At 68.0% G+C, this 20622-nt stretch carries 17 protein-coding genes and 2 pseudogenes; 13 read left to right on the forward strand and 6 right to left on the reverse strand.

Going from position 1 to position 20622, the window contains the following annotated elements:
* Positions 1–456, reverse strand: a pseudogene (locus QMZ25_RS12905) (alpha/beta hydrolase); the annotation flags it as partial.
* Positions 457–629: 173 nt separating this feature from the next.
* On the opposite strand from QMZ25_RS12905, the gene QMZ25_RS12910 reads away from it, so the two are divergent.
* The 9 genes and pseudogenes from QMZ25_RS12910 to QMZ25_RS12950 all read left to right on the forward strand — a co-directional run bounded on the left by QMZ25_RS12910 (position 630) and on the right by QMZ25_RS12950 (position 10103).
* Positions 630–1454 carry a 2-keto-4-pentenoate hydratase gene (locus tag QMZ25_RS12910; protein WP_277381248.1) on the forward strand — a complete coding sequence of 275 codons (825 nt, stop codon included), beginning with the start codon at positions 630–632 and terminating at the stop codon, positions 1452–1454.
* A 40-nt stretch (positions 1455–1494) separates the two neighbouring features.
* A complete protein-coding gene (locus QMZ25_RS12915) occupies positions 1495–2499 on the forward strand; it encodes a TRAP transporter substrate-binding protein (protein WP_065182105.1) in 1005 nt (334 codons plus the stop codon).
* Positions 2500–2509: 10 nt separating this feature from the next.
* Complete coding sequence (locus QMZ25_RS12920; RefSeq protein ID WP_053516012.1) at positions 2510–3049, forward strand: TRAP transporter small permease; 540 nt, start codon at positions 2510–2512, stop codon at positions 3047–3049.
* 3 nt (positions 3050–3052) lie between these two features.
* Positions 3053–4336, forward strand: coding sequence for a TRAP transporter large permease (locus QMZ25_RS12925; RefSeq protein WP_065174099.1), 1284 nt, complete (start codon positions 3053–3055; stop codon positions 4334–4336).
* Positions 4337–4352: 16 nt separating this feature from the next.
* Positions 4353–5941 (forward strand): annotated as a pseudogene (locus QMZ25_RS12930) (family 43 glycosylhydrolase).
* A gap of 40 nt (positions 5942–5981) precedes the next feature.
* Complete coding sequence (locus QMZ25_RS12935) at positions 5982–7040, forward strand: LacI family DNA-binding transcriptional regulator (protein ID WP_053516017.1); 1059 nt, start codon at positions 5982–5984, stop codon at positions 7038–7040.
* A gap of 184 nt (positions 7041–7224) precedes the next feature.
* Positions 7225–8073 carry a 5-dehydro-4-deoxy-D-glucuronate isomerase gene (gene kduI, locus QMZ25_RS12940; protein ID WP_053516019.1) on the forward strand — a complete coding sequence of 283 codons (849 nt, stop codon included), beginning with the start codon at positions 7225–7227 and terminating at the stop codon, positions 8071–8073.
* Between the two features lie 80 nt (positions 8074–8153).
* A complete protein-coding gene (gene kduD, locus QMZ25_RS12945; RefSeq protein ID WP_053516021.1) occupies positions 8154–8909 on the forward strand; it encodes a 2-dehydro-3-deoxy-D-gluconate 5-dehydrogenase KduD in 756 nt (251 codons plus the stop codon).
* Positions 8910–9002: 93 nt separating this feature from the next.
* Positions 9003–10103, forward strand: coding sequence for a GDSL-type esterase/lipase family protein (locus QMZ25_RS12950; RefSeq protein ID WP_283219736.1), 1101 nt, complete (start codon positions 9003–9005; stop codon positions 10101–10103).
* A gap of 47 nt (positions 10104–10150) precedes the next feature.
* On the opposite strand, the gene phhA is transcribed toward QMZ25_RS12950, so the two are convergent.
* A complete protein-coding gene (gene phhA, locus QMZ25_RS12955; RefSeq protein ID WP_053516024.1) occupies positions 10151–11044 on the reverse strand; it encodes a phenylalanine 4-monooxygenase in 894 nt (297 codons plus the stop codon).
* A 125-nt stretch (positions 11045–11169) separates the two neighbouring features.
* Between phhA and QMZ25_RS12960 the strand changes: the two genes are divergently transcribed.
* Positions 11170–11655, forward strand: coding sequence for an Lrp/AsnC family transcriptional regulator (locus QMZ25_RS12960; protein WP_053516027.1), 486 nt, complete (start codon positions 11170–11172; stop codon positions 11653–11655).
* Between the two features lie 24 nt (positions 11656–11679).
* Here QMZ25_RS12960 and QMZ25_RS12965 read toward each other — a convergent pair whose 3' ends face one another.
* Together QMZ25_RS12965 and QMZ25_RS12970 are read right to left on the reverse strand one after the other, a co-directional pair.
* Positions 11680–12672 carry a patatin-like phospholipase family protein gene (locus QMZ25_RS12965; RefSeq protein ID WP_053516029.1) on the reverse strand — a complete coding sequence of 331 codons (993 nt, stop codon included), beginning with the start codon at positions 12670–12672 and terminating at the stop codon, positions 11680–11682.
* Between the two features lie 182 nt (positions 12673–12854).
* A complete protein-coding gene (locus QMZ25_RS12970) occupies positions 12855–13877 on the reverse strand; it encodes a TIGR00266 family protein (protein ID WP_053516031.1) in 1023 nt (340 codons plus the stop codon).
* Positions 13878–14037: 160 nt separating this feature from the next.
* Here QMZ25_RS12970 and QMZ25_RS12975 point away from each other — a divergent pair, with 160 nt between their 5' ends.
* Positions 14038–16305 carry a TonB-dependent receptor gene (locus QMZ25_RS12975; RefSeq protein ID WP_193395692.1) on the forward strand — a complete coding sequence of 756 codons (2268 nt, stop codon included), beginning with the start codon at positions 14038–14040 and terminating at the stop codon, positions 16303–16305.
* Positions 16306–16411: 106 nt separating this feature from the next.
* Here the strand turns inward: QMZ25_RS12975 and QMZ25_RS12980 are convergent, their stop codons facing one another.
* A complete protein-coding gene (locus QMZ25_RS12980; protein ID WP_283219737.1) occupies positions 16412–17251 on the reverse strand; it encodes a phosphatase PAP2 family protein in 840 nt (279 codons plus the stop codon).
* 259 nt (positions 17252–17510) lie between these two features.
* Here QMZ25_RS12980 and QMZ25_RS12985 point away from each other — a divergent pair, with 259 nt between their 5' ends.
* Together QMZ25_RS12985 and QMZ25_RS12990 are read left to right on the forward strand one after the other, a co-directional pair.
* The gene (locus QMZ25_RS12985) at positions 17511–18389 is read left to right on the forward strand and encodes a hypothetical protein (RefSeq protein ID WP_283219738.1); all 879 of its coding nucleotides are present in this window, start codon (positions 17511–17513) and stop codon (positions 18387–18389) included.
* 11 nt (positions 18390–18400) lie between these two features.
* Complete coding sequence (locus tag QMZ25_RS12990) at positions 18401–19606, forward strand: DUF4785 domain-containing protein (protein ID WP_283219739.1); 1206 nt, start codon at positions 18401–18403, stop codon at positions 19604–19606.
* Positions 19607–19694: 88 nt separating this feature from the next.
* On the opposite strand, the gene QMZ25_RS12995 is transcribed toward QMZ25_RS12990, so the two are convergent.
* Positions 19695–20537, reverse strand: a complete 843-nt coding sequence (locus QMZ25_RS12995) for an ATP-binding cassette domain-containing protein (RefSeq protein ID WP_345782734.1) — start codon at positions 20535–20537, stop codon at positions 19695–19697.
* Positions 20538–20622 lie beyond the last annotated feature (85 nt).

The following is a 20622-nucleotide window of genomic DNA, read 5'->3' on the forward strand; positions in this document are numbered from 1 at the left end:
GTCGCGCACCACCCGCAGCGCGCGCTGCGCGTCGGCGAGCGCGGCCTGGCGGTCGCGCCCCGGCTGCGGCAGGCGGTAGCGCAGGACGAACAGGGTGTAGCCGGCGCCGTCCACCCAGAACGGAACCAGCGCGCTGCCCTCCTTGTCGATCACCACCCGCTGGTAGCCGCCGCCGGGGATCACCAGCAGGGCCCGGCCGTTCGGCCGGGCGGGTGTGTACACCAGCAGAGAAGGCGCGTCGATCTGGTCGGCGTAGCGGTCCGGGCGTGCAGGGTCCGCACTGCGCTCGACCACCCGCGTCGGACGTGCGGGGCCGGGTTCGCCCGGCACTGCGCCTGCCGGCCACAACGGCAGCTGCTCGCCGGGCAACGCCTGGGCCACACGCTCGCCTTCGCGCAACGACGTGTCGACCGCGCAGGCGGGCGCCGCCGGCAGCAGCAGGGACAGGCACAGCAACACGATGGGCAGACGCATGACTGACGGGGCTCCAACAGGACAGGACAGGGCGCTGGCGGCGTCGGCAAAGACGGCGTGATGCGCTGCCGCTTGCGTGATGACACCGGTTTACCATATACACGTCCTGCAGACGCTGTCGATAGGCAGCGCAACAACGCCAGAGGGAGACGTTCTTGAGCAACGAACACGGCATACATGGGCACACGCCGCCGGCCGATGCGGCCGCGATTGCCCAGGCCTTCACCACCGCACGCCTTGCGGGCCAGGCACTGGAGGCGTTCCCGGGCGACATCCCGGCGGACCTGGTCGCGGCCTACCAGGTCCAGGACCTGGCCATCGCCCGCTGGAACCAGCCGGTGGTCGGCTGGAAGGTCGGCTACATCGCTGCCGAACGCCGCGATGCGTCCGGGGACGAACGGCTGCTGGGGCCGATCTTCAAGCCTCAGCTCAAAAATGCTACCGGTGGAACAACGGATGTTCCGGTGTTCGTCGGCGGTTTCGCCGCGATCGAGGCCGAGTACGTGCTGGAACTGCTGGAGGATGCCCCCGCCGACCAGCTGCACTGGTCGCCGGAACAGGCTGAAGCGTTGCCGGCCCGCCTGTACCTCGGTGTCGAGGTTGCCAGCAGCCCGCTGGCAACGATCAACGAGCTGGGCCCGCGCGTGGTGGTATCCGACTTCGGCAACAACAACGGCCTCGTGCTGGGGCCGGAGATCGGCAACTGGACGTCCCTCGATGAGTCGGCGTTGCGCGCCGAGACCCTGATCGAGGGTGAAGTGGTCGGGGTCGGCGGCGCGAGCCGCCTGCCCGGTGGCCTGCGCGCAGCGTACGCGTTCGCGTTGTCCCGTTCCGCGCTTCGCGGCCGGCCCCTGCGGCGTGGCGACCTGATCGCCACCGGCAATGCGACCGGCATCCACGACATCCAGGCAGGACAAACGGCGCTGGTGCGCTTCGCCGGCTTCGGCGAGATTGCCTGCAGGGCCGTGCCGGCCGGGTAAGCCGCGGCACGAACCAGTGAACACGCGCGGGAGGGCGCAGATGATCACACGACGACATTTCCTGGCCGGTGGCGCCACTGCACTTGCCACTCCCCTGCTCGCCGCCTGTGGCCGCGGGCCGGGCCCTGACGCAGCCGGCGGCCAACTGCTGACGGCGACCGATGTGCACGTGGCCGATTACCCCACCGTGACAGCGGTGAAGTGGATCGGCGAGACCCTGCAGCGTGAGACCCAGGGACGCCTGCGTCTGCGCCAGTACCACTCGGGCCAGCTCGGCCGCGAGTCCGAAGCGATCGACATGGCCCGCTTCGGCGCCATCGACATCACCCGTGTCTATGCGGGCGCGCTGAACAACGCGTTTCCGCTGACCCAGGCGCTGTGCCTGCCCTACGTGTTCGAATCGGTGGCGCACCAGCGGGCAGCGCTTGATGGCGGCGTGGCCGATGCCGTGCTGCGCGGCTTCGAACGCCGCGACCTGGTCGGCCTGGCCATCTACGATTCCGGTGCGCGCTGCTTCTACAACACCCGGCATCCGATCACGCAGCCCGGTGACCTGCACGGGCTGAAGCTGCGCGTCGCATCATCGGACATCTTCATCCAGCTGATGCGGCTGCTCGGCGCCAACCCGACGCCGATGTCGCTGGGCGATACGTTCTCCGGCATGGAGACGCACATGATCGACGGTGCCGAGAACAACATGCGCAGCTTCCACTCCAGCCGTCACTTCGAGGCTGCGCACTACTGGTCGCAGAGCGATCACTCCTATGCACCGGACGTGCTGCTGATGTCACGCGCCAGTTTCGAGCGGCTGCAGCCGGATGACCGCCAGCTGCTGCTGGAGACCGCACGTGCGTCGGTGAAGGTGATGCGCGACCAGTGGGATGCCTCCGAGGATGCGGCACGACGCGCGGTGCTGGCGTACGGCGTGAAGGCCAACGAGGTCGACATGCCGGCGTTCCGCGCCGCCGCGCAGCCCCTGCTGCAGCAGTACCTGCAGCACGCGGAAATCGCCGCGCTGGTCGATCGCATCCGCGGTGCAGCCTGAGGACACAGCCATGACCGAAACGACGACATTTTCCCCACCCGGCCCCGGGCAGCGCCTGCTGGACCGCGTCGCCGACATTGCCATCTACACCGCCGTGGCGGCCCTGCTGGGGCTGGTGGTGGTGCAGGGCTGGCAGGTCTTCGCGCGCTATGTGATCAACGATTCCCCGAGCTGGACCGAACCGGTGACCCTTCTGCTGCTCAGCACCGCGATGAGCCTGGGCGCGGCCTGTGGCGTGCACACCAACCGCCACTTCGGCTTCTTCCTGCTGCATGCCTACATGGCGCCGGCGCTGCGCCGCGCTGTGGACGTGCTGGTGCAACTGGTGGTGGCCGTGCTGGGCGCGTTCATCGCAGTGTGGTCGGCCGAGCTTCTTCTCGACGGCCTGGACATCAAGACCGCCGGTGCCGAGCTTCCGCAGAGCATCAACTACCTGCCGCTGGCGCTGGGCGGCGTGCTGATGGTGGTGTTCGCGCTGAACCGTGCGTGGAAGGCCACGCAGTCCACGCCGGCAGACGCTGCCGCCGATGACGCTGAAGGAGATCGTTGATCCATGGGTATCGCCATTCTGTTCTCGGTGTTCGCGGTGTTCCTGCTGCTGGGCGTGCCGGTGGCCTACGCGCTGGCTGCGGCCGCCCTTGCCACCCTGCTCTACCTGGACATCCCGTCCATCGTTCTGGTCCAGCAGATTTCGGCAGGCACCGGGTCCGCATCGCTGATCGCCATTCCACTGTTCATCTTCGCCGGCGAGATCATGATGCGCGGCGGCATCTCCGAGCGCCTGATCGCGCTGGCGTCCTCGCTGGTGGGGCGCCTGCGTGGCGGCCTGGGCCAGGTTTCGATCCTGTCCTCGCTGTTCTTCGGCGGCGTCTCCGGCTCGGCCATCGCGGATGTTTCGGCGGTGGGTGGCACGATGATTCCGCAGATGGTCAAGCGCGGCTATGACCGCGATTTCGCCGTCAATGTCAGCATCACCGCCGCCCTGGTCGCGCTGCTGGTTCCGCCCTCGCACAACCTGATCCTGTTCTCGGCCGCAGCCGGTGGCGGCCTCTCGATCGCCGATCTGTTCGCGGCCGGCATCGTTCCGGCACTGCTGATGACGCTGGCATTGATGATCACCGGCTACGTCGTCGCGCGCCGCCGCGGCTATGGCGTGGAGGTGTTCCCGGGCTGGCGCGCGGTGCTGCTGCGGATGATCTCCGCCCTGCCCGGCCTCGGTCTGGTCGCGCTGATCTTCGTCGGCATCCGCGCCGGCATCTTCACTGCGGTGGAAAGCGCGGCGATCGCCGTGGTGTACGCACTGCTGGTGACCACGGTGCTGTACCGGCAACTGCGCTGGCGCGAGTTCTTCGCCACGGTCGTCCACGCCGCACGCAGCACCGGCGTGATCCTGTTCGTGATCGCCACCGCTGCGGTATTCGGCTGGCTGCTGGCCTACCTGCAGGTGCCGGCGGCGGCGGTGGATTTCCTGCAGTCCTTCGCGCACAGCCAGTTCATGGTGCTGCTGATGATCGTGGTGATGCTGTTGCTGCTGGGAACCTTCATGGACCTGGCACCGATGATCCTGATCTGCACGCCGATCTTCCTGCCGGTGGCGCGCGCGTACGGCATCGATCCGATCCACTTCGGGCTGGTGCTGGTGCTGACCGGCGGCCTGGGCCTGGTGACACCGCCGGTGGGCTCGGTGCTGTTCATCGGTACCGCCATCGGCAAGATCAGCGTGGGCCAGAGCATGCGTACCATCTGGCCGTTCTGGTTCGCTGCGCTGGGCGTGCTGCTGGTGGTCACCTTCTTCCCTGCCCTGTCGCTGTGGCTGCCGGCCACGCTGCGCAGCTGAGCCGGAGACCGCTGCCATGCACCGTCCGCTTCGCCGCATCCCTGCCGTGGCCCTGGCCAGCCTGCTTCTGGCCGCGCTTCCGGCGCTGGCCTCCGGCCCGGCCTCACCGACCTGGGCACGTGGGCTGGAGAACCAGCGCCAGGCCGATCTCGGCGACGGCACCTACCTGAACCCGGTGCTGGCCGGCGACCGCCCCGATCCGTCGGTCCTGAAGGACGGACAGGACTACTACCTGACCCTGTCCTCCTTCGACGCCTATCCCGGCCTGCCGATCTGGCATTCGCGGGACCTGGTCAACTGGCAGCCGCTGGGTCATGCCATCACCCGCAACGTGGGTGCGATCTGGGCACCGGACATCGTCAAGCACCAGGGTCGCTACTTCATCTACTTCCCGGCCCGGACCGGCGAACACCGCAGCAACTTCGTGGTGTGGGCCGATGACATCCGCGGGCCGTGGAGCGATCCGATCGACATCGGCCTGGGCGGCTACATCGACCCCGGCCATGCGGTGGGCGAGGACGGCAAGCGCTACCTGTTCCTCAGTGGAGGCGACTATGTGCAGCTGGCCGATGACGGGCTGAGCGTGGTCGGCACACCGAAGCATGTCTACGACGGCTGGCGCTATCCGCAGAGCTGGGATGTGGAAGCCTATGCGCAGGAAGGACCGAAGATCCACTTCCGCGAGGGCTGGTACTACATGACCACCGCCGTGGGAGGCACCGCCGGCCCACCCACCGGGCACATGGTGATCACTGCGCGCTCGCGCTCCATCCATGGGCCCTGGCAGAACGCACCGAACAATCCGATCACGCGCACGCAGTCGGCGTCCGAGCCGTGGTGGTCACGAGGCCACGCGACAGTGATCGAAGGCACCGACGGTCGCTGGTGGATGATGTATCACGGGTATGAGAACGGCTTCTGGACCCTGGGCCGGCAGACCCTGCTGGACCCGATCGAGTGGACGGACGATGGCTGGTTCGTTGCCAGGGGCGGTGACCTCGGCCAACCGCTGCGCAAGCCTTCCGGAAGCGCCCTGGCACCGCACGGCATGGCGCTTTCGGATGATTTCCGCGGCGGCAGGCTCGGGCCACAGTGGGCGTTCTTCAACCCGGGCAGTGACGAGTACCGGCGCCTGCGCTTCAGCGGCGATGGGCTGGTGATGCAGGGCAAGGGCAGTGCGCCGCGCGATGCGTCTCCGCTGACCACCATCGCCGGCGATCCGGCCTACCAGTTCGAGGTGGAGCTGGAGGTAGCGCCGGGCGCAGTCGGGGCGCGCTGCTGTTCTACAGCGACCGTCTTTATGTAGGCGTGGGCAGCAACGGCGAGCAGTTCATCATGCACCGCTACGGCGAGGAACGCCCTGCCCGGCTTGCGCCCAGCGAGCGCGGCGGGCGGCTCTGGCTGCGCGTCACCAACAACCGCCATATCGTCACCTTCCATACCAGCAGCGACGGCCGGACCTGGCAGAAGTACCCGGTTCAGATGGAAACCTCGGGTTACCATCACAATGTGGCTGGTAAGTTTCTCGCCCTGAAGCCGGCGCTGTACGCTGCCGGTGACGGTGCGGTGACCTTCCGCAGCTTCCGCTACCGCGCGCTGGACTGAGTGCGCGGCCGGAAATCCCCCGACTTACCTGGTCCATTACATGTCAGTGCGCAACAAGAATGATGCCGCCACGCCGGCATTGGCCAAAGGCAAGGCAGCCACGATCAACGACATCGCGCGACTGTCCGGAGTGTCCAAGAAAACGGTTTCAAGGATCATCAACAACTCACCGCTGGTGCGCAAGGACACGCGCGACAAGGTAGAGGCCCTGATGCGCGAGGTGGGCTATACGCCCGATCCGCTGGCGCGCGGCCTGGCCTTCCGTCGATCCTTCCTGATCGGCATGGTCTACGACAACCCCACCGCCCAGTACATCGTGGACATGCAGTACGGTGCACTCGACGCGCTGCGCGGTTCCAGCTTCGAGCTGGTCGTGCACCCCTGCGACAGCCGCAGCCCGGGCTACATCGACGGCGTGCGCCGCTTCGTGCAGCAGCAGAAGCTGCATGGGGTGATCCTGGTACCGCGTGCCTCCGAGGACCAGGCGCTGGCGGACATGCTGGATGAGATCGGCTGCCGCTTCACCCGCGTGGCCGCGCTGCCGCTGGACGAGAGTTCGCAGATGGTGGTCACCCACGATCGTGACGGCGCCGCCGAAGCGGCCGACTACCTGCTCTCGCTGGGCCACCGCGACATCGCCCTGGTGACCGGGCCCAGTGCCTATCGTTCGGCGCACGAGCGTACCGCCGGCTTCATCGATGCGCTGTCGCAGCGTGGCATCGAGCTGCCCAAGGACCGCATCATCGAGGCGGGCTACACCTTTGAATCGGGCGTGGCCGCCGCCGAGAAGCTGCTGCTGGGCAAGCGCCGGCCGACCGCGATCTTCACCGGGAACGATGAAATGGCGGCGGGCATCTACAAGGTGGCGCTGCGTGCAGGCATCAATATCCCGCGCCAGCTGTCCATCATCGGCTACGACGACAGCCCGCTGGCCTCGCGCCTTTGGCCGTCGCTGACCTCGGTACGGCGCCATACCCGCGATACCGGCCGCACCGCTGCGGCGATGCTGATCCAGCCCGACGGCCAGCCGGCGCTGCAGATCGCCAGCGTGCGCCCGCACCTGATCGTGCGCGACTCCTGCCAGCCGCCGGAGGACTGATCCGGCGGGGATCAGTCCGGTAGCCCGCAGGCCTGCCTGCGACTCCGTTGAAGCCGCCCCACCTTGCCGCGACCGTTGAGCGCTATCGTGCGGCGCAAAATGACACCGGTTACCAACGTCGCTAGAATCCCCCTGAACCGTGCCGGGGCCGAATGATCGGCCCGCCCCCTGCTCTGGAGATGCCATGTACTGCAAGACCCACTACGCCACCCATCCCGACGCCATCAAGGGCGCCAGCAACGACCAGCTGCGCGAGCTGTACCTGCTCGACGGCCTGTTCAACCCCGGCCAGGTGACGCTGAAGTACACCCACTACGAGCGCTTCGTACTCGGTGGCGCGGCGCCCCTGGATGCGCCGCTGGCGCTGCCGGTGCAGACCGAACCGGCGTCGGCCGCCGGCCATCCGTTCCTGGAGCGTCGCGAGCTGGGCGTGATCAACGTCGGCAGCGGTACCGGTACGGTCACCGTCGACGGCACCGTCTACACGCTGGGCCCGAAGGATGGCCTGTACGTGGCGATGGGCAGCAAGGACGTCGTGTTCGCCTCGCAGGACGCCGCCAACCCCGCTCAGTTCTACCTGGCCTCGACCCCGGCCCATGCGCGCTTTGAAACCAAGCAGCTGTCGATCAAGGACGCGGTAGCGCTGGACCGCGGCGCGCTGGAGACCAGCAACGAGCGCACCATCTACCAGTACATCGTGCCGGCCACCTGCCAGTCCTCGCAGCTGCTGCTGGGCCTGACCGTGCTCAAGCCCGGCAGCGTGTGGAACACCATGCCGCCGCACCTGCATGACCGCCGCAGCGAGGTCTATTTCTACTTCGACCTGGGCGACAACGACCGCGTGTACCACTTCATGGGCGAACCGGACGCGCAGCGCCACATCGTCATCCAGAACAACGAAGCCGTGGTATCGCCGCCGTGGTCGATCCACATGGGTGCCGGTACCAGCAACTACGCCTTCATCTGGGCGATGGGCGGCGAGAACCTGGATTACACCGACATGCACGTGCTGGACATCTGCCAGCTCAAGTAAGTCCTGCCTGGCCGCCGCGCACGCGTGCCGGTGGCCGTTCGCCTGCATCACGCACACCTCTACCAAGGAACGCACACGCAATGGCCAATCCCTTCAGCCTGGAAGGCAAAGTCGCTCTGGTAACCGGTGGTAATACCGGTCTGGGCCAAGGTATCGCGGTTGCGCTGGCCACCGCCGGCGCCGATGTCGCCGTGGCCGGCATCGCGCCGCCCACCGAAACCATCGAGAAGATCACCGCGCTCGGCCGACGCTGCCTGGCGGTGGAAGCCAACCTGATCAGCATCGAGCCGGTCGAGCGCGTGGTGCGCGAAACCATCGAGGGACTGGGTGGCCTGGATATCCTGGTCAACAATGCCGGCCTGATCCGCCGCGCCGACGCGGTGGAGTTCAGCGAACAGGACTGGGATGACGTGATGAACGTCAACATCAAGTCGGCGTTCTTCATCTCGCAGGCGGCGGGCCGTCATTTCATCGCCCAGGGCAGCGGCAAGATCATCAACATCGCCTCGATGCTGTCATTCCAGGGCGGCATCCGGGTGCCGTCGTACACCGCCAGCAAGAGTGGCATCGCCGGCATCACCCGCCTGCTGGCCAACGAATGGGCCGGCAAGGGCGTCAACATCAACGCGATCGCGCCGGGCTACATGGCCACGGACAACACGGCGGCCCTACGTGCCGACGCCGACCGCAACAAGGCGATCCTGGATCGCATTCCGGCCGGCCGTTGGGGCACACCGGAGGATCTGGCCGGCGCGGCGGTGTTCCTGGCATCCAGCGCATCGGATTACATCAACGGCGCCGTGCTGCCGGTCGATGGTGGCTGGTTGGCGCGCTGAGGCACACCGGTCTGTAGAGCCGAGCCCATGCTCGGCTGTCGCGCTCTGATCGAAAAACAGCCGAGCATGGCTCGGCTCTACAGGAGTGCCGCGATGCGAAGGCTGTTGCTGTTGTTGCTGCTGTCGTGCACCACCGCGCAGGCGGCGCCGGTGCGGGTGTTCATCGCTGGTGACTCCACCGCGGCCGAGTACGGTCCCGAGCGCGCGCCGCAGGCGGGCTGGGGCCAGGCCCTGCAGAGCTACCTCGATCCGGCGCGGTTCGAAGTGCGCAACCACGCCCGGGGAGGCCGCAGCACGCGCAGCTTCATCGATGAAGGCCGCCTGGATGCGATCGCCAGCGAGCTGCGCCGCGGCGACGTGCTGCTGATCCAGTTCGGCCATAACGACGCCAAGTTCGAAGATCCCACGCGCTATACCGATCCGGACAGCGACTATCCGCGCCTGCTGATGCATTACGTGCAGGTGGCGCGCGACAAGGGCGCCACGCCGGTGCTGGTCACGCCGGTGGCGCGGCTGCTGTATGACTTCGGTTCGCTGCTGGACACACATGCGCGTTACACGCGGGCGATGCAGCAGCTGGCCGCGCGCGAGCGCGTTGCCCTGATCGAACTCAACGACCGCAGCACGCGCTGGATACGCGCGCTGGGCGAGCAGGGTGCACGCCCCTACTTCCTGTTCGTGCCCGAGCAGGGCAAGGCCGACGGCACCCACTTCAGTGTGGCCGGCGCCAACGCCGTTGCCTGCCTGGTGCTGCGCGAGTGGAGGGTGCTGCAGCCGGGGCTGGAAGATGCATTCGTGCGCGACATCGACTGTGACGTGGGCGCGGCGGCGGGGCAGGGCGGGCAACCGGCGCAGCCCTCGCGCGTGGTCCATGAGCATGACATCGCCATCCGCCAGCCCGGCCCGCATGGCGGCGCGGGACCGACCACGGCCTATCCGTTCTTCGCCGGAGAGAAGGACCTGCCGTTCGTGCTGCGCAAGCGCGTGCTGCACAAGGGTGCAGGCATCGGCCTGCATCCGCAGCACAAGGACGAGATCTACTACATCGTCAGCGGGAAGGGCAGCTACGTGCTGGACGGAAGGCAGTACGACGTCAGCGCAGGCGATGCCCTGCTGACGCGCAAAGGCAGTTCGCATGCACTGCAGCAGGTGGGTGACGAGGATCTGGTGCTGCTGCTGGCATACCCGCGCTGACCCGTGGAGCCGGGCGTGGAGCCGGCCTTACGGATGCCCCTGCCGCATCACACGTCGCCGCCGTCGGCCCAGCCTTCGCCGGTTCCCTTCTGGAACACACGGTCGTCGGCCTGCACGTCACCGGCCGGCAGGTGCTGCTGCTCGGCCAGCGAGGCATAGATCGGGGTGAAGTCCGGCGACGTCGCCTGCATCAGCTGCTCGAAGCTGTCGATGACGAAGTAGGTCTTCTGGAAGGTATCGATGCGGTAGCGCGTGCGCATGATGCGCTGCAGGTCGAAGCCGATGCGGTTGGGCGCGGCCGATTCCAGCGAGTACAGCGATTCGCCCTTTGACGAGACGATACCGGCGCCGTAGATGCGCAGGCCATCCGGGGTATCGATCAGGCCGAACTCCACCGTGTACCAGTACAGGCGCGTGAGGTTCTGCAGCGCCTCCGGGCCGATGGCGTGGGCTTTGACACCGCCACGGCCGTAGGCCTCCATGTAATCGGCAAACACCGGATTCATCAGCAGCGGCACATGGCCGAACAGATCGTGGAACAGGTCCGGCTCGGCGATGTAGTCGATCTGGTCGGGGCGACGGATCCACCACGTGACCGGGAAGCGGCGGTTGGCCAGGTGGTCGAAGAAATCCAGCTCCGGCAGCAGCCCCTCCACGCCCACCAGCGTCCAGCCGGTGGCTGCGCCGAGTACTTCATTCAGCTGGTCGAAGCGCGGAATCATGTGCGCGCTCATGCCCATCTCGTCCTGCGCGTCCAGGAACTCCCGGCACGCACGGCCAACCAGCAGCTCGCGCTGGCGCTGGTACAGCGTGCTCCACGTCGCGTGGTCATCGGCGCTGTAGGTATCCCACGGCTGCTCGACGAGCGCGGTGGTGTACACCGGCACGTAGCCCTTGTCGGTCTGCTGGTGTTCGACGCGGCGGGGCTGGGCGGGATCCATGGGACGCTCCTTGAAGGGATGTCCACGATGCTAGGGCAGGGCGGGCGCAACAGGGTTGCAAAAGTTGCGCGGAATAGCCTTGCTGGCGCAATATCCTTGCGTACTCACCATGTTGCGGGGCAACAATGGCCGGAGAAGTCCAGTTCGATCGCACGGATATACGCCTGCTGGCCGAAATCCAGCGGGATGGTCGCGCCACCAATGCCGAGCTCGCGGCCCGGGTGAACCTCTCCCCCTCCGCCTGCCTGCGCCGCCTGCAGCGGCTGGAGAGCGAGGGTGTGATCGTCGGCTATGGCGCGCGCCTGGAACCCCGGCAGCTGCGGCTGGGCCTGCAGGCGTTCGTGCGGGTGCAACTGGAAAAGCACGACCAGGCGGCCATCGCGCATTTCGTGGACAGCGTGCAGGGCTGGGATGAAGTGGTGGCCTGCCATGCGCTCACCGGCGACATGGATTACCTGCTGCACGTCTACGTGCGCGACCTCGAGCACTTCTCGCGCTTCCTGCTGGACCGCCTGCTCAATGCCGGTGGCGTGGCCGATGCCAATTCCAGCTTCGTGCTGCGCACGGTGAAGGGCTTCCAGGCGTTGCCACTGTCGCAGCTGGAACCCTGAGCACCGCTCAGCGCGGGCGAGGGCTCAGCACTTGCCCTTGCGCCCCATCAGCCTGCCCAGCCGCGAGGTCTCCTCGCACTTCGGCGCGGCTACCGGCGGCGGTGCCAGCGCGGCGGCGCGCGCCTTCTGCATCTGCTGGATCTTCGCGCGGATCTGCGGCATCGCGGCCATCGCCGCCTTTTCTCCCTCCAGGATCGCGGTCCCGCGCTGGCTGAAATCAGCCGCACCGATATCCAGCACGCGCGGGCGGATCACGATGTCGGCGCGGGCCAGTTCCTGCTCGCCCAGGCGCTGGCCCATGATCGCGATCGACTGGTTGACGATGCCGAGCATGTCAGTCGGTGCCTTGCCACTGGCCTTGCTGGAGATGTCCACGGCGATCACGAAGTCGGCGCCGAGCTGGCGCGCGGCATCGACCGGCACCGGGCTCACCACGCCGCCATCGACGTAGTTGCGTCCGCCGATCTTCACCGGCTCGAACACGCCGGGGATGCTGCTGGACGCACGGACGGCTTGGCCCACATTGCCGCGCACGAAGATCGCGCGTTCGCCGGTTTCGAGCTGGGTGGCGACGGCGGCGAACGGCTTCTTCAGGCGCTCTGCCGGACGGTTGGCGACCTGCTCGTTGACGTAGTCCTGCAGCTTCTGGCCCTGCACCAGCCCGCCGGAGAACAGGCGCACGTCGCGGATGCTGGCTTCATCCAGCGCGACGGCCCGGCTCTGCATCTGGAACGCATCCATGCCGCTGGCGTACAACGCGCCGACCACACTGCCGGCGCTGGTGCCGGACACCACCACCGGCTCGAAGCCATTAGCCTCGAGCATCTTGATCACGCCGATGTGGGCAAAGCCCTTGGCCGCGCCGCCGCCCAGCGCGATGCCGATCTTCACCGGCTTGGCCTGCGGCACCACGGTCGGCGCCGGCGGCGGCGCCGGACGCACCGGATCGCCACCGCAACCGGCCAGCAGGCCAAGCAGGGCAACGGACAGCAGCACGCGGGGACGGAACAGGCTCATCGGCAATGCGCTCGCGGCGCCGGATTCAGGGAAGGGCGCCAGCATACCGAAGCCACGGCGGGCCGGGCAGGGCAGGACGACGCCCTATTCATGGACCGCCATGGGTAGCGCCGGGCATGGCCTGGCGGGCAGTTCAGGGCCGCTGCGCTCGCCGGGCATGGTCCGGCGCTACCCGTGGGCGATCAGAACCGGTTGTCGCCGTCGAGGATGCGGCCGATGCCGCCCAGCACCGAGCCTTCGCCGCGGTTCTGCCCACCTCCCTGCGGCGCGGCCATCCACATCCGGCCGGCCAGGCGCGAGAACGGCAGCGATTGCAGCCAGACCTTGCCCGGTCCGGTCAGGGTTGCCAGGAACACGCCCTCGCCACCGAACACCATGCTCTTGATGCCACTGACCCGGCGCACGTCCATGTCCACCGTCGGGTGGTAGGCGACCACGCAGCCGGTATCGACGTCCAGGCGCTCGCCGGCGGCCAGTTCGCGCTCGACCACACAGCCTCCGGCGTGGATGAACACCCAGCCATCGCCTTCCAGCTTCTGCATGATGAAGCCTTCGCCGCCGAACAGGCCGGTCATGATCTTGCGCTGGAACTGCACGCCGATCTGCACGCCGCGCGCCCCGGCCAGGAAGCTGTCCTTCTGGCAGACCAGGCGGCCGCCGTGCTGGTCCAGCTTCATGGCCAGCACGGTGCCGGGGTAGGGCGCGGCGAAAGCGACCTTGGCCTTGCCCTGCCCGGTATGCGTATAGAGCGTAGCGAACAGGCTCTCGCCGGTCAGCACGCGTTTGCCGGCCGACATCAGCTTGTCCATGATGCCGCCGCCCTGGCCGCTGTGCGTGCCGTCGCCGAACACCGTATCCATCTGCACCGAGGCGTCCTTGAACATCAGCGCGCCGGCTTCGGCGATGGCGCTCTCGCCGGGATCCAGCTCGATCTCCACGAACTGCATCTCATGGCCGACGATGCGGAAGTCGATGTCGTCGGCCCGGCCCCGCGCAGGCCCGCCCGGCACGGGTGGCGGCGTGTTGGGCATGCCCGGGGCGGGCGCCTGCAGCTCGGGCACCTCGGCGATCGCGGTCCAGCCGCTCATACCCTGGCACCAGGCCAGCGCGCGGGGGTTGGCCTGCGCGTAGCGGCGCGCGGCTTCGTCATCGAGCGGCCCGATGCGGTCGGCCTGGGCGGAGGAATGGAAGTACCACTGGGTCATGGCGGTGCGCCGGGTCGGGGTGGGAAAGCCCGAGTCTAGCGACCCTCCCCGGTGGCCCGCGACCGCGCCATGAACAGCGGCCATTTGCGGCGCAGGTGCTGTATTGCAACAATTATCTGGTAGCGCCGTTTTACCACCCCTCCAAACACAGCCTACCGCCATGTCCCCGACCCGCACTTCCCGCGGCCGTATTCCGGTCGCGCGCCCCCTCGTTGCCGCTCTCTCCGCCCTGCTGCCGCTGGTTGCAGCCGCCCAGGAAACCCCCGCCGCCAAGGATCCGGTCGCGCTCGATACCCTGCAGGTGACGGCCCAGCGCCGCGTCGAGAATGCCAAGGACGTGCCGGTCGCGATCACCGCGATCCAGGGCGAGAAGCTCGATGTGCTCGGCTCGGCCGGCGACGACATCCGCTTCCTGGCCGCGCGCGTACCCAGCCTCAACATCGAATCGTCCTATGGCCGTGCCTTCCCGCGCTTCTACATGCGCGGCCTCGGCAACACCGACTTCGACCTCAATGCCTCGCAGCCGGTCTCGCTGGTGTACGACGACGTGGTGCAGGAAAGCCCGCTGCTGAAGGGCTTCCCGTTGTTCGACCTGGCCAACGTGGAAGTGCTGCGTGGGCCGCAGGGCACCCTGTTCGGCCGCAACACGCCGGCCGGCGTGGTCAAGTTCGATTCGGCGCGTCCGTCCCAGGATGCCGATGGCTACGTCCGCGTCGGCTACGGCAGCTACAACAGCTGGAACGTGCAGGGCGCCTACGGCGGCCCGCTGACCGACCGCTGGTCGGCACGCGTTTCGGCGATCTACCAGCGCCGTGACGACTGGGTCGACAACACCCGCGTCGGCGCGCCCAACAGTGGTTTTGAAGGCTATGACGAGGCCGCCGGCCGCGTGCAGTTCCTGTACGAGGGCGACGATTTCGAGGCCCTGTTCAACCTGCACAAGCGCAAGCTCAACGGCACCGCCCGCCTGTTCCGCGCCAACATCATCCAGAAGGGCAGCAACGCGCTGGTCGAGAACTTCGACCGCGACAAGGTGGCCAACGACGGCGTGAACTTCTCCGACCTGGAAACCTGGGGCGGCAGCGCGCGCCTGCAGTGGAACCTCGGCTCGGTGACCTTGCACTCCATCACCGGCTACGAGACTGCCGAATCGCTCAACCGCGGCGATATCGACGGTGGCTACGGTGCTTCGTTCCTCGGCGCCGGCAATTATGGCCCGGGCTTCATTCCGTTCCCGTCCGAATCGGCCGATGGCCTGCCGCACCACCGCCAGTGGACCCAGGAATTCCGCGTGGAATCCAATGAGTGGGGCCGCTTCGACTGGCAGGCCGGTGTCTTCTACTTCGATGAAGACGTCACCATCGACAGCTTCAACTACGACTCGCTGACGCCGGGCAATCCGCAGACCGGCCATGCCGTGCAGAGCCAGCGCAACAAGGCGTGGGCGGTGTTCGCATCGGGCGACTTCGATGTCACCGACCGCTTCAAGCTGCGCGCCGGCGTGCGCTACACGCAGGACAAGAAGGACTTCACCGCGCGCGTGCTGCAGGCCGTGCAGGGTGGCACCCCGGTGAGCGGGCCGTACCTGGCCAACACCGACGTCGATGACGTCAGCTGGGATGTCAGCGGTGTGTACAAGCTGACCGACAACGTCAATGCGTACGCGCGCGTGGCCAAGGGCTTCCGCGCGCCGTCGATCCAGGGCCGTCTGGCCTTCGGTGGCGTGTCGCAGGCCGATTCCGAGAAGGTGATCTCGTACGAAGCCGGCATCAAGGCCGACCTGTTCGATCGCCGCGCCCGCCTGGGCTTCAGCGTGTTCCGCTACGACGTCGACGGCCAGCAGCTGATCGCGGTCGGCGGCAGCAACAATACCGCCACCCTGCTCAACGCCGACAAGACCATCGGCCAGGGTGTGGAGCTGGACCTGGAAGCCTACCTGGCCGACAACGTCCTGCTGACCCTGGGCAGCAGCTACAACGACACCGAGATCAAGGACGGAAACCTGGCCGTGGCGATCTGCGGCGGTGGCTGCACCATCACCGATCCGACCACGGTGATCAACGGCGGCACCTACGCCCTGGTCAACGGCAATCCGCTGCCGCAGGCGCCGAAGTGGATCCACAACATGACCCTGCGCGTGGGCTTCCCGCTCACCGATGGCAGCGAGCTGTACGCCTACACCGACTGGGCCTACCGCAGCCCGGTGAACTTCTTCATCTACGAGTCGCCGGAGTTCCGCAGCCGCAGTTCGCTGGAAGGCGGCCTGCGCCTGGGCTACAACTGGGAGTACGGCCAGTACGACGTGGCGGTGTTCGGCCGCAACCTCACCAACCAGACCCGCGTGGTCGGTGCCATCGACTTCAACAACCTGACCGGCTTCCTCAACGAGCCGCGGACCTGGGGCGTGGAGTTCACCGCGAAGTTCTGATGCGGTCGCTGTACCGAGGCAATGCAGAAGGGCCGGCGCAATGCCGGCCCTTCTGCGTTCGGTGTCCGCCGGGCATGGCCCGGCGCCACCTCTGCGCCGCGAGCGCTTACAGCGCGCTCTGCGGGCGCACCTTCAGCACTGCCTCTTCGGCGGTGCAGTTGCGGCTGGAGTGCAGGCCGGCCTTGCGCGCGGCGGCGATCTCGCTGCGTGCCGCCAGCAGGTCGCGCTGGAACGCGGCATTGTCATGCAGCCGGGCAACGGCGGCAGCCCCCATGAAACGGCCTTCGAGGATGTCGCTCTGCCAGTGCACGTTGCACACCAGGCGGCTCTCGCCATAGTTGCGGCCACGGGCCTGGATGGCATCGGCACGATCCGGCGCGATCTCCGACAGGATCAGGGCCCATGCCCAGCCGATCGAGGTGTGGCCGGACGGATAGGAACCGTTGCTGCGCAGCCCCGCTTCATCATCCGGCGTGCAGGTCGGCTCGCCATTGCCCATGAACGGGCGCGGGCGCTGGTAGTGGTTCTTGGCGACCTTGGTGGCAGCACTGGCGTCGATCCGGCTGCGCTCCAGCAGGCGGTACAGCGCGGGCGTCTTCACCGCGTCCACATCGATGTCGACCGCGCAGGAGAACTGGTTGGCACCTTCCGGAAAGGCCAGTTCGGCATCCAGCGTGGCCTGGGCGAAGCGTGGGCTGCCGCGCAGTGCACGCGCTTCGCGGCTGACCTGTTCATCCAGGGCGAAGCCCGCCGAGCCCGCGGCGGGTGGCGCCGGAACCAGGGCCAGGCTGGCCGGTACGGCGCGCGCGTCCAGATAGCCCACGGCCTTGGTGGTGACGTTGGCTTCGACGGCGGTCGGCCGGGCAGCAGACGCGGCACAGCCGGCCAGCGCCAGCACGATGGCCAGGCCAAGCAGGGGACGGGCAGGGCGGAAGATCACAGACATGGTCAGGCTCAGCAGAGGAAACACCACGCCATGATCGCAGCCCGCAGCCGGCGTCGCAGTGGCCGTCGGTCATACGGCCAGACCCGGCATGGTCATCAAAACGGGGCAAAAGCGTCATCGTGCTCCGCCATTCTCCCGAATCCGGGCGCAGCGCACGGACTTTCACGCGCCGGGGCATCGAGCATCGGCGCAACGATGGCATGCGTGCCATTCCATTCCAGCCGGGTCGGGGGGATCCGCTGACAGAGGGAGAGAAGCGATGCGCAGCACCGCAACAGGAAGTACCGTCCTGGTCCTGCTCGCCAGCCTGGCCGTCACGCCGGCCACCGCCGCCGATGTGGTCGGCGTGGCCTTCGTGCACGGCACCGGCGCGCAGACCAACGCAACCCAGGACTACTGGCAACCGGCGATCATCGACACCGTCCGCCAGGGGCTGCCGAACAGCAGCAACTATGTGGTCATCAACTGCGATTTCACGCAGTACATGTGGAAGCCGGAAGCCGCCGGCTGCCTGGCCGACCAGCTCACCGGCTTCATCAACAGCCGCGGCATCACCCAGCTGGTGGTCATCACCCATTCCAACGGCGGCAACGTGATGCGCTGGATCCTCTCCAACCCGACCTACGACAGCCGCTACCCGAACATCATCCGCACGGTGCGCAAGGTCAACGCGCTGGCACCCTCATCGGCGGGTACGCCGCTGGCCGATGCCGTGCTCAACGGCAACACCTTCGAAACCTCCCTGGGCTGGCTGCTCGGTTACAAGAACGATGCCGTGCGCCAGCAGCAGGTCGCCAGTATGGCCACTTACAACGCGCAGAACCTGTACGGGACGGCCGGTCGGCCGGCACTGCCCAAGCCGTTCCGCGCGGTGGTCGGCAGCGATGTCGAATCGGCCGTGTGGGACAGCAACAGCTACTGCGGCGGCTACGCGGCCAACGTCGGCCTGGAGTTCACCCAGAACTGGCTGTCCTCGTGCTCGGACGGTTTCCTGGAGTGCAGCAGCCAGAAGGCGGCGGGCAGTACCTGGTTCACCGACACCGCGCGCACGCAGGGCGCCGAGCCGTTGAGCCACAACCAGAGCCGCCGCGAGTGCTTCGGCCTGGGCGCCATCCTGCGCAACGACCTGGCCCAGTGAGGACGACGACGATGACGATGAATTCCCTTCCGCTGACCATCGCCGTGCTGGCAGCCCTGGCCACGGCCTCCGCCACGGTGCACGCTGCGCAGCCACTGCGCGCCCTCCCCGGCGACCAGGTGGTGGCCACGCTGGTGGCCGCACCGCTGCCGCCTGACGACAGCGAACACGCGCCCCTGGCGTTTGCCTGGGCACTGGACCCGGCGCAGGCCCTGCAGGCCTCCACGCCCTACGCCTCGGTCAGCCGCAGCTACTGGCAGCAGGTCGATGGCGCGCAGCTGCAACGTGGCCTGGAGCTGCCGCTGACCGCCCCCGATGCGGTGATCCAGCTGAGCCCGGCAGCCGGTGCGCGCGCGGTTCCGGCGCAGTCACTGCAGGTCCGGGATCCGGCCGGCCGCAGCAGCGTCGCCCGCGCCGTCGACGCGCGGCAGCTGCAGGACGCCGGCATGCCTGTGGGCGAAGGCAGCAGCATGCTGCGCACCGGCACGGGCAGTGCTGCGGGAAATTACCGCCTGCAGAGCGCGCAGGCGCGGGGCCGCTACGTCGTACAGGTGCTTGAACCCAACAGCCCGTTGCGGCTGGAGGTGCAGGCCAGCCAGCCGCAGGTCCTGGCCGGCGGCAGCGTACAGCTGCGGGCACGCCTGCTTGAAGACGGAGCCAGTCCCGCCCAGCTGCAGGCGCGCCGCGGAGGACTGGGCGGCGAAGCCTTGCTGGTCGCACCCGATGGCCGCAGCTGGCCGCAGCGGTTGCTGCGTACGGCCGACGGCAGCCTGCACGCGCAGGTACGGATTCCCGCCGAGGCCAGCAACACGCAGGGGCTGTGGGAACTGCAGGTGTTCGCCCAGGCCGATGGCGTACTGCGCGACGGCAAGGTCGCCTTCGCCGTAGCCCGGCCGACCGCCCGCTTCGTCGGGCAGGCCACACCGGACCAGGCCAGCCGGCGCGTGGCGCTGCCGTTGCAGGTCGCCGCCGCCGGGCGCTACGAAGCGCGCGGCACCCTGCACGCCACGGGCCCGGATGGCCAACTGCGTCCGGTCGCGCAGGCGCACGCCGCCGCATGGTTCGACGGTCCCGGTCGCGGCCAGCTGGTGCTGCCGTTCGACCAGGCAGCGCTGCCGGCCGGCTTCGGTGCCCCCTTCGAACTGCGCGAGCTGCAGTTGCATGACCAGAGCCGGATGGCACCGATCGAGTCACGCGCAGTCGCGTTGCGGTTCTGAGGCATGACGTGGCGGGCCGGAATGCCGGCCCGCTACCCTGCACCGCCTGCAGCGCCACGCCGACGCCGGCACTGCGCAGGCGTACTGCTCACCCCGCGTACGCCGTCAGCCGGCCATCCTGTTCAACCACCCGGATCGGCCCGCCGAACACCGCCGACAGAGGCTCGTCACACAGCAGCGTGGCCCGACTGCCGTCAGCCAGCACGCGGCCGTCGCGCAGCAGCACCACCCGCTCGATCTCGGGAATGACCTCTTCAATGTGATGGGTCACCAGCACCAGGGTGATGCCCTGCTGCGCCAGTGCCCGCATGGTCGCGATCAGCTGCTGGCGGGCGACCAGATCCAGGCCGGTGGAGGGTTCGTCCAGCAGCAGCGCCTGCGGCCGGTTCACCAGCGCGCGCGCGATCAGCACCCGGCGCGTCTCGCCGGCAGAGAGCTCTGCATAGGCGCGCTCGCGCAGGGCCAGCGCACCGGTCATCGCCAGTGTCTCGCCGGCGCGGGCACGCATCTCGGCGGTCACCTCACGGAAAGCCGGCACCACGCAGCTGGCGAAGAAACCGGACAGCACGGCCTGCTCGACGGTCAGCCCCGGCATCTCGGACAGCGTGCTGCTGAGATCACCGGTGACGATGCCCAGCTGCGAGCGCAGCCGGTCCACCTGCCAGCGGTTCTGGCCCAGCACCTTCACCGCGACCACGCCGTCGCCCTGCGCCAGCGGGTAGAGCTCGCGGGTGATCAGCTTGATGAAGGTCGATTTGCCGCAGCCATTCGGGCCGAGCAGGGCGGTGTGCTGGCCCTGCGCGATGCGCAGGCTCAGCCCATGCAGGACCTTCACCTGGCCGCGCATCACGCTGGCGCGGTCCAGTTCGATCAACGGCGGCCGCTCCCCGGCGGACGGGACGGCGACAACGGCGCGGGCGCGCGGATCCAGGCTCGACAACTCAGGTCCCCAACTGTGAACGGTGCCACGGAAGCGGTGCTGGCGCACCGCGGTCAGAGGTGCAGTTTGCAACGCA

The organism is Stenotrophomonas sp. RS-48 (genome assembly GCF_030053245.1).
In the GTDB taxonomy this organism is placed as follows: Bacteria; Pseudomonadota; Gammaproteobacteria; order Xanthomonadales; family Xanthomonadaceae; genus Stenotrophomonas; species Stenotrophomonas maltophilia_P.

Coding starts and splice junctions, on each gene's coding strand:
- QMZ25_RS12980 (WP_283219737.1), bottom strand. CDS start 17,251: ATGTCTGTGATCTTCCGCCCTGCCCGTCCCCTGCTTGGCCTGGCCATC.
- QMZ25_RS12960 (WP_053516027.1), top strand. CDS start 11,170: ATGGCCGGAGAAGTCCAGTTCGATCGCACGGATATACGCCTGCTGGCC.
- kduI (WP_053516019.1), top strand. CDS start 7,225: ATGTACTGCAAGACCCACTACGCCACCCATCCCGACGCCATCAAGGGC.
- phhA (WP_053516024.1), bottom strand. CDS start 11,044: ATGGATCCCGCCCAGCCCCGCCGCGTCGAACACCAGCAGACCGACAAG.
- QMZ25_RS12925 (WP_065174099.1), top strand. CDS start 3,053: ATGGGTATCGCCATTCTGTTCTCGGTGTTCGCGGTGTTCCTGCTGCTG.
- QMZ25_RS12915 (WP_065182105.1), top strand. CDS start 1,495: ATGATCACACGACGACATTTCCTGGCCGGTGGCGCCACTGCACTTGCC.
- QMZ25_RS12935 (WP_053516017.1), top strand. CDS start 5,982: ATGTCAGTGCGCAACAAGAATGATGCCGCCACGCCGGCATTGGCCAAA.
- QMZ25_RS12920 (WP_053516012.1), top strand. CDS start 2,510: ATGACCGAAACGACGACATTTTCCCCACCCGGCCCCGGGCAGCGCCTG.
- QMZ25_RS12950 (WP_283219736.1), top strand. CDS start 9,003: ATGCGAAGGCTGTTGCTGTTGTTGCTGCTGTCGTGCACCACCGCGCAG.
- QMZ25_RS12965 (WP_053516029.1), bottom strand. CDS start 12,672: ATGAGCCTGTTCCGTCCCCGCGTGCTGCTGTCCGTTGCCCTGCTTGGC.
- QMZ25_RS12985 (WP_283219738.1), top strand. CDS start 17,511: ATGCGCAGCACCGCAACAGGAAGTACCGTCCTGGTCCTGCTCGCCAGC.
- QMZ25_RS12970 (WP_053516031.1), bottom strand. CDS start 13,877: ATGACCCAGTGGTACTTCCATTCCTCCGCCCAGGCCGACCGCATCGGG.
- QMZ25_RS12990 (WP_283219739.1), top strand. CDS start 18,401: ATGACGATGAATTCCCTTCCGCTGACCATCGCCGTGCTGGCAGCCCTG.
- kduD (WP_053516021.1), top strand. CDS start 8,154: ATGGCCAATCCCTTCAGCCTGGAAGGCAAAGTCGCTCTGGTAACCGGT.
- QMZ25_RS12975 (WP_193395692.1), top strand. CDS start 14,038: ATGTCCCCGACCCGCACTTCCCGCGGCCGTATTCCGGTCGCGCGCCCC.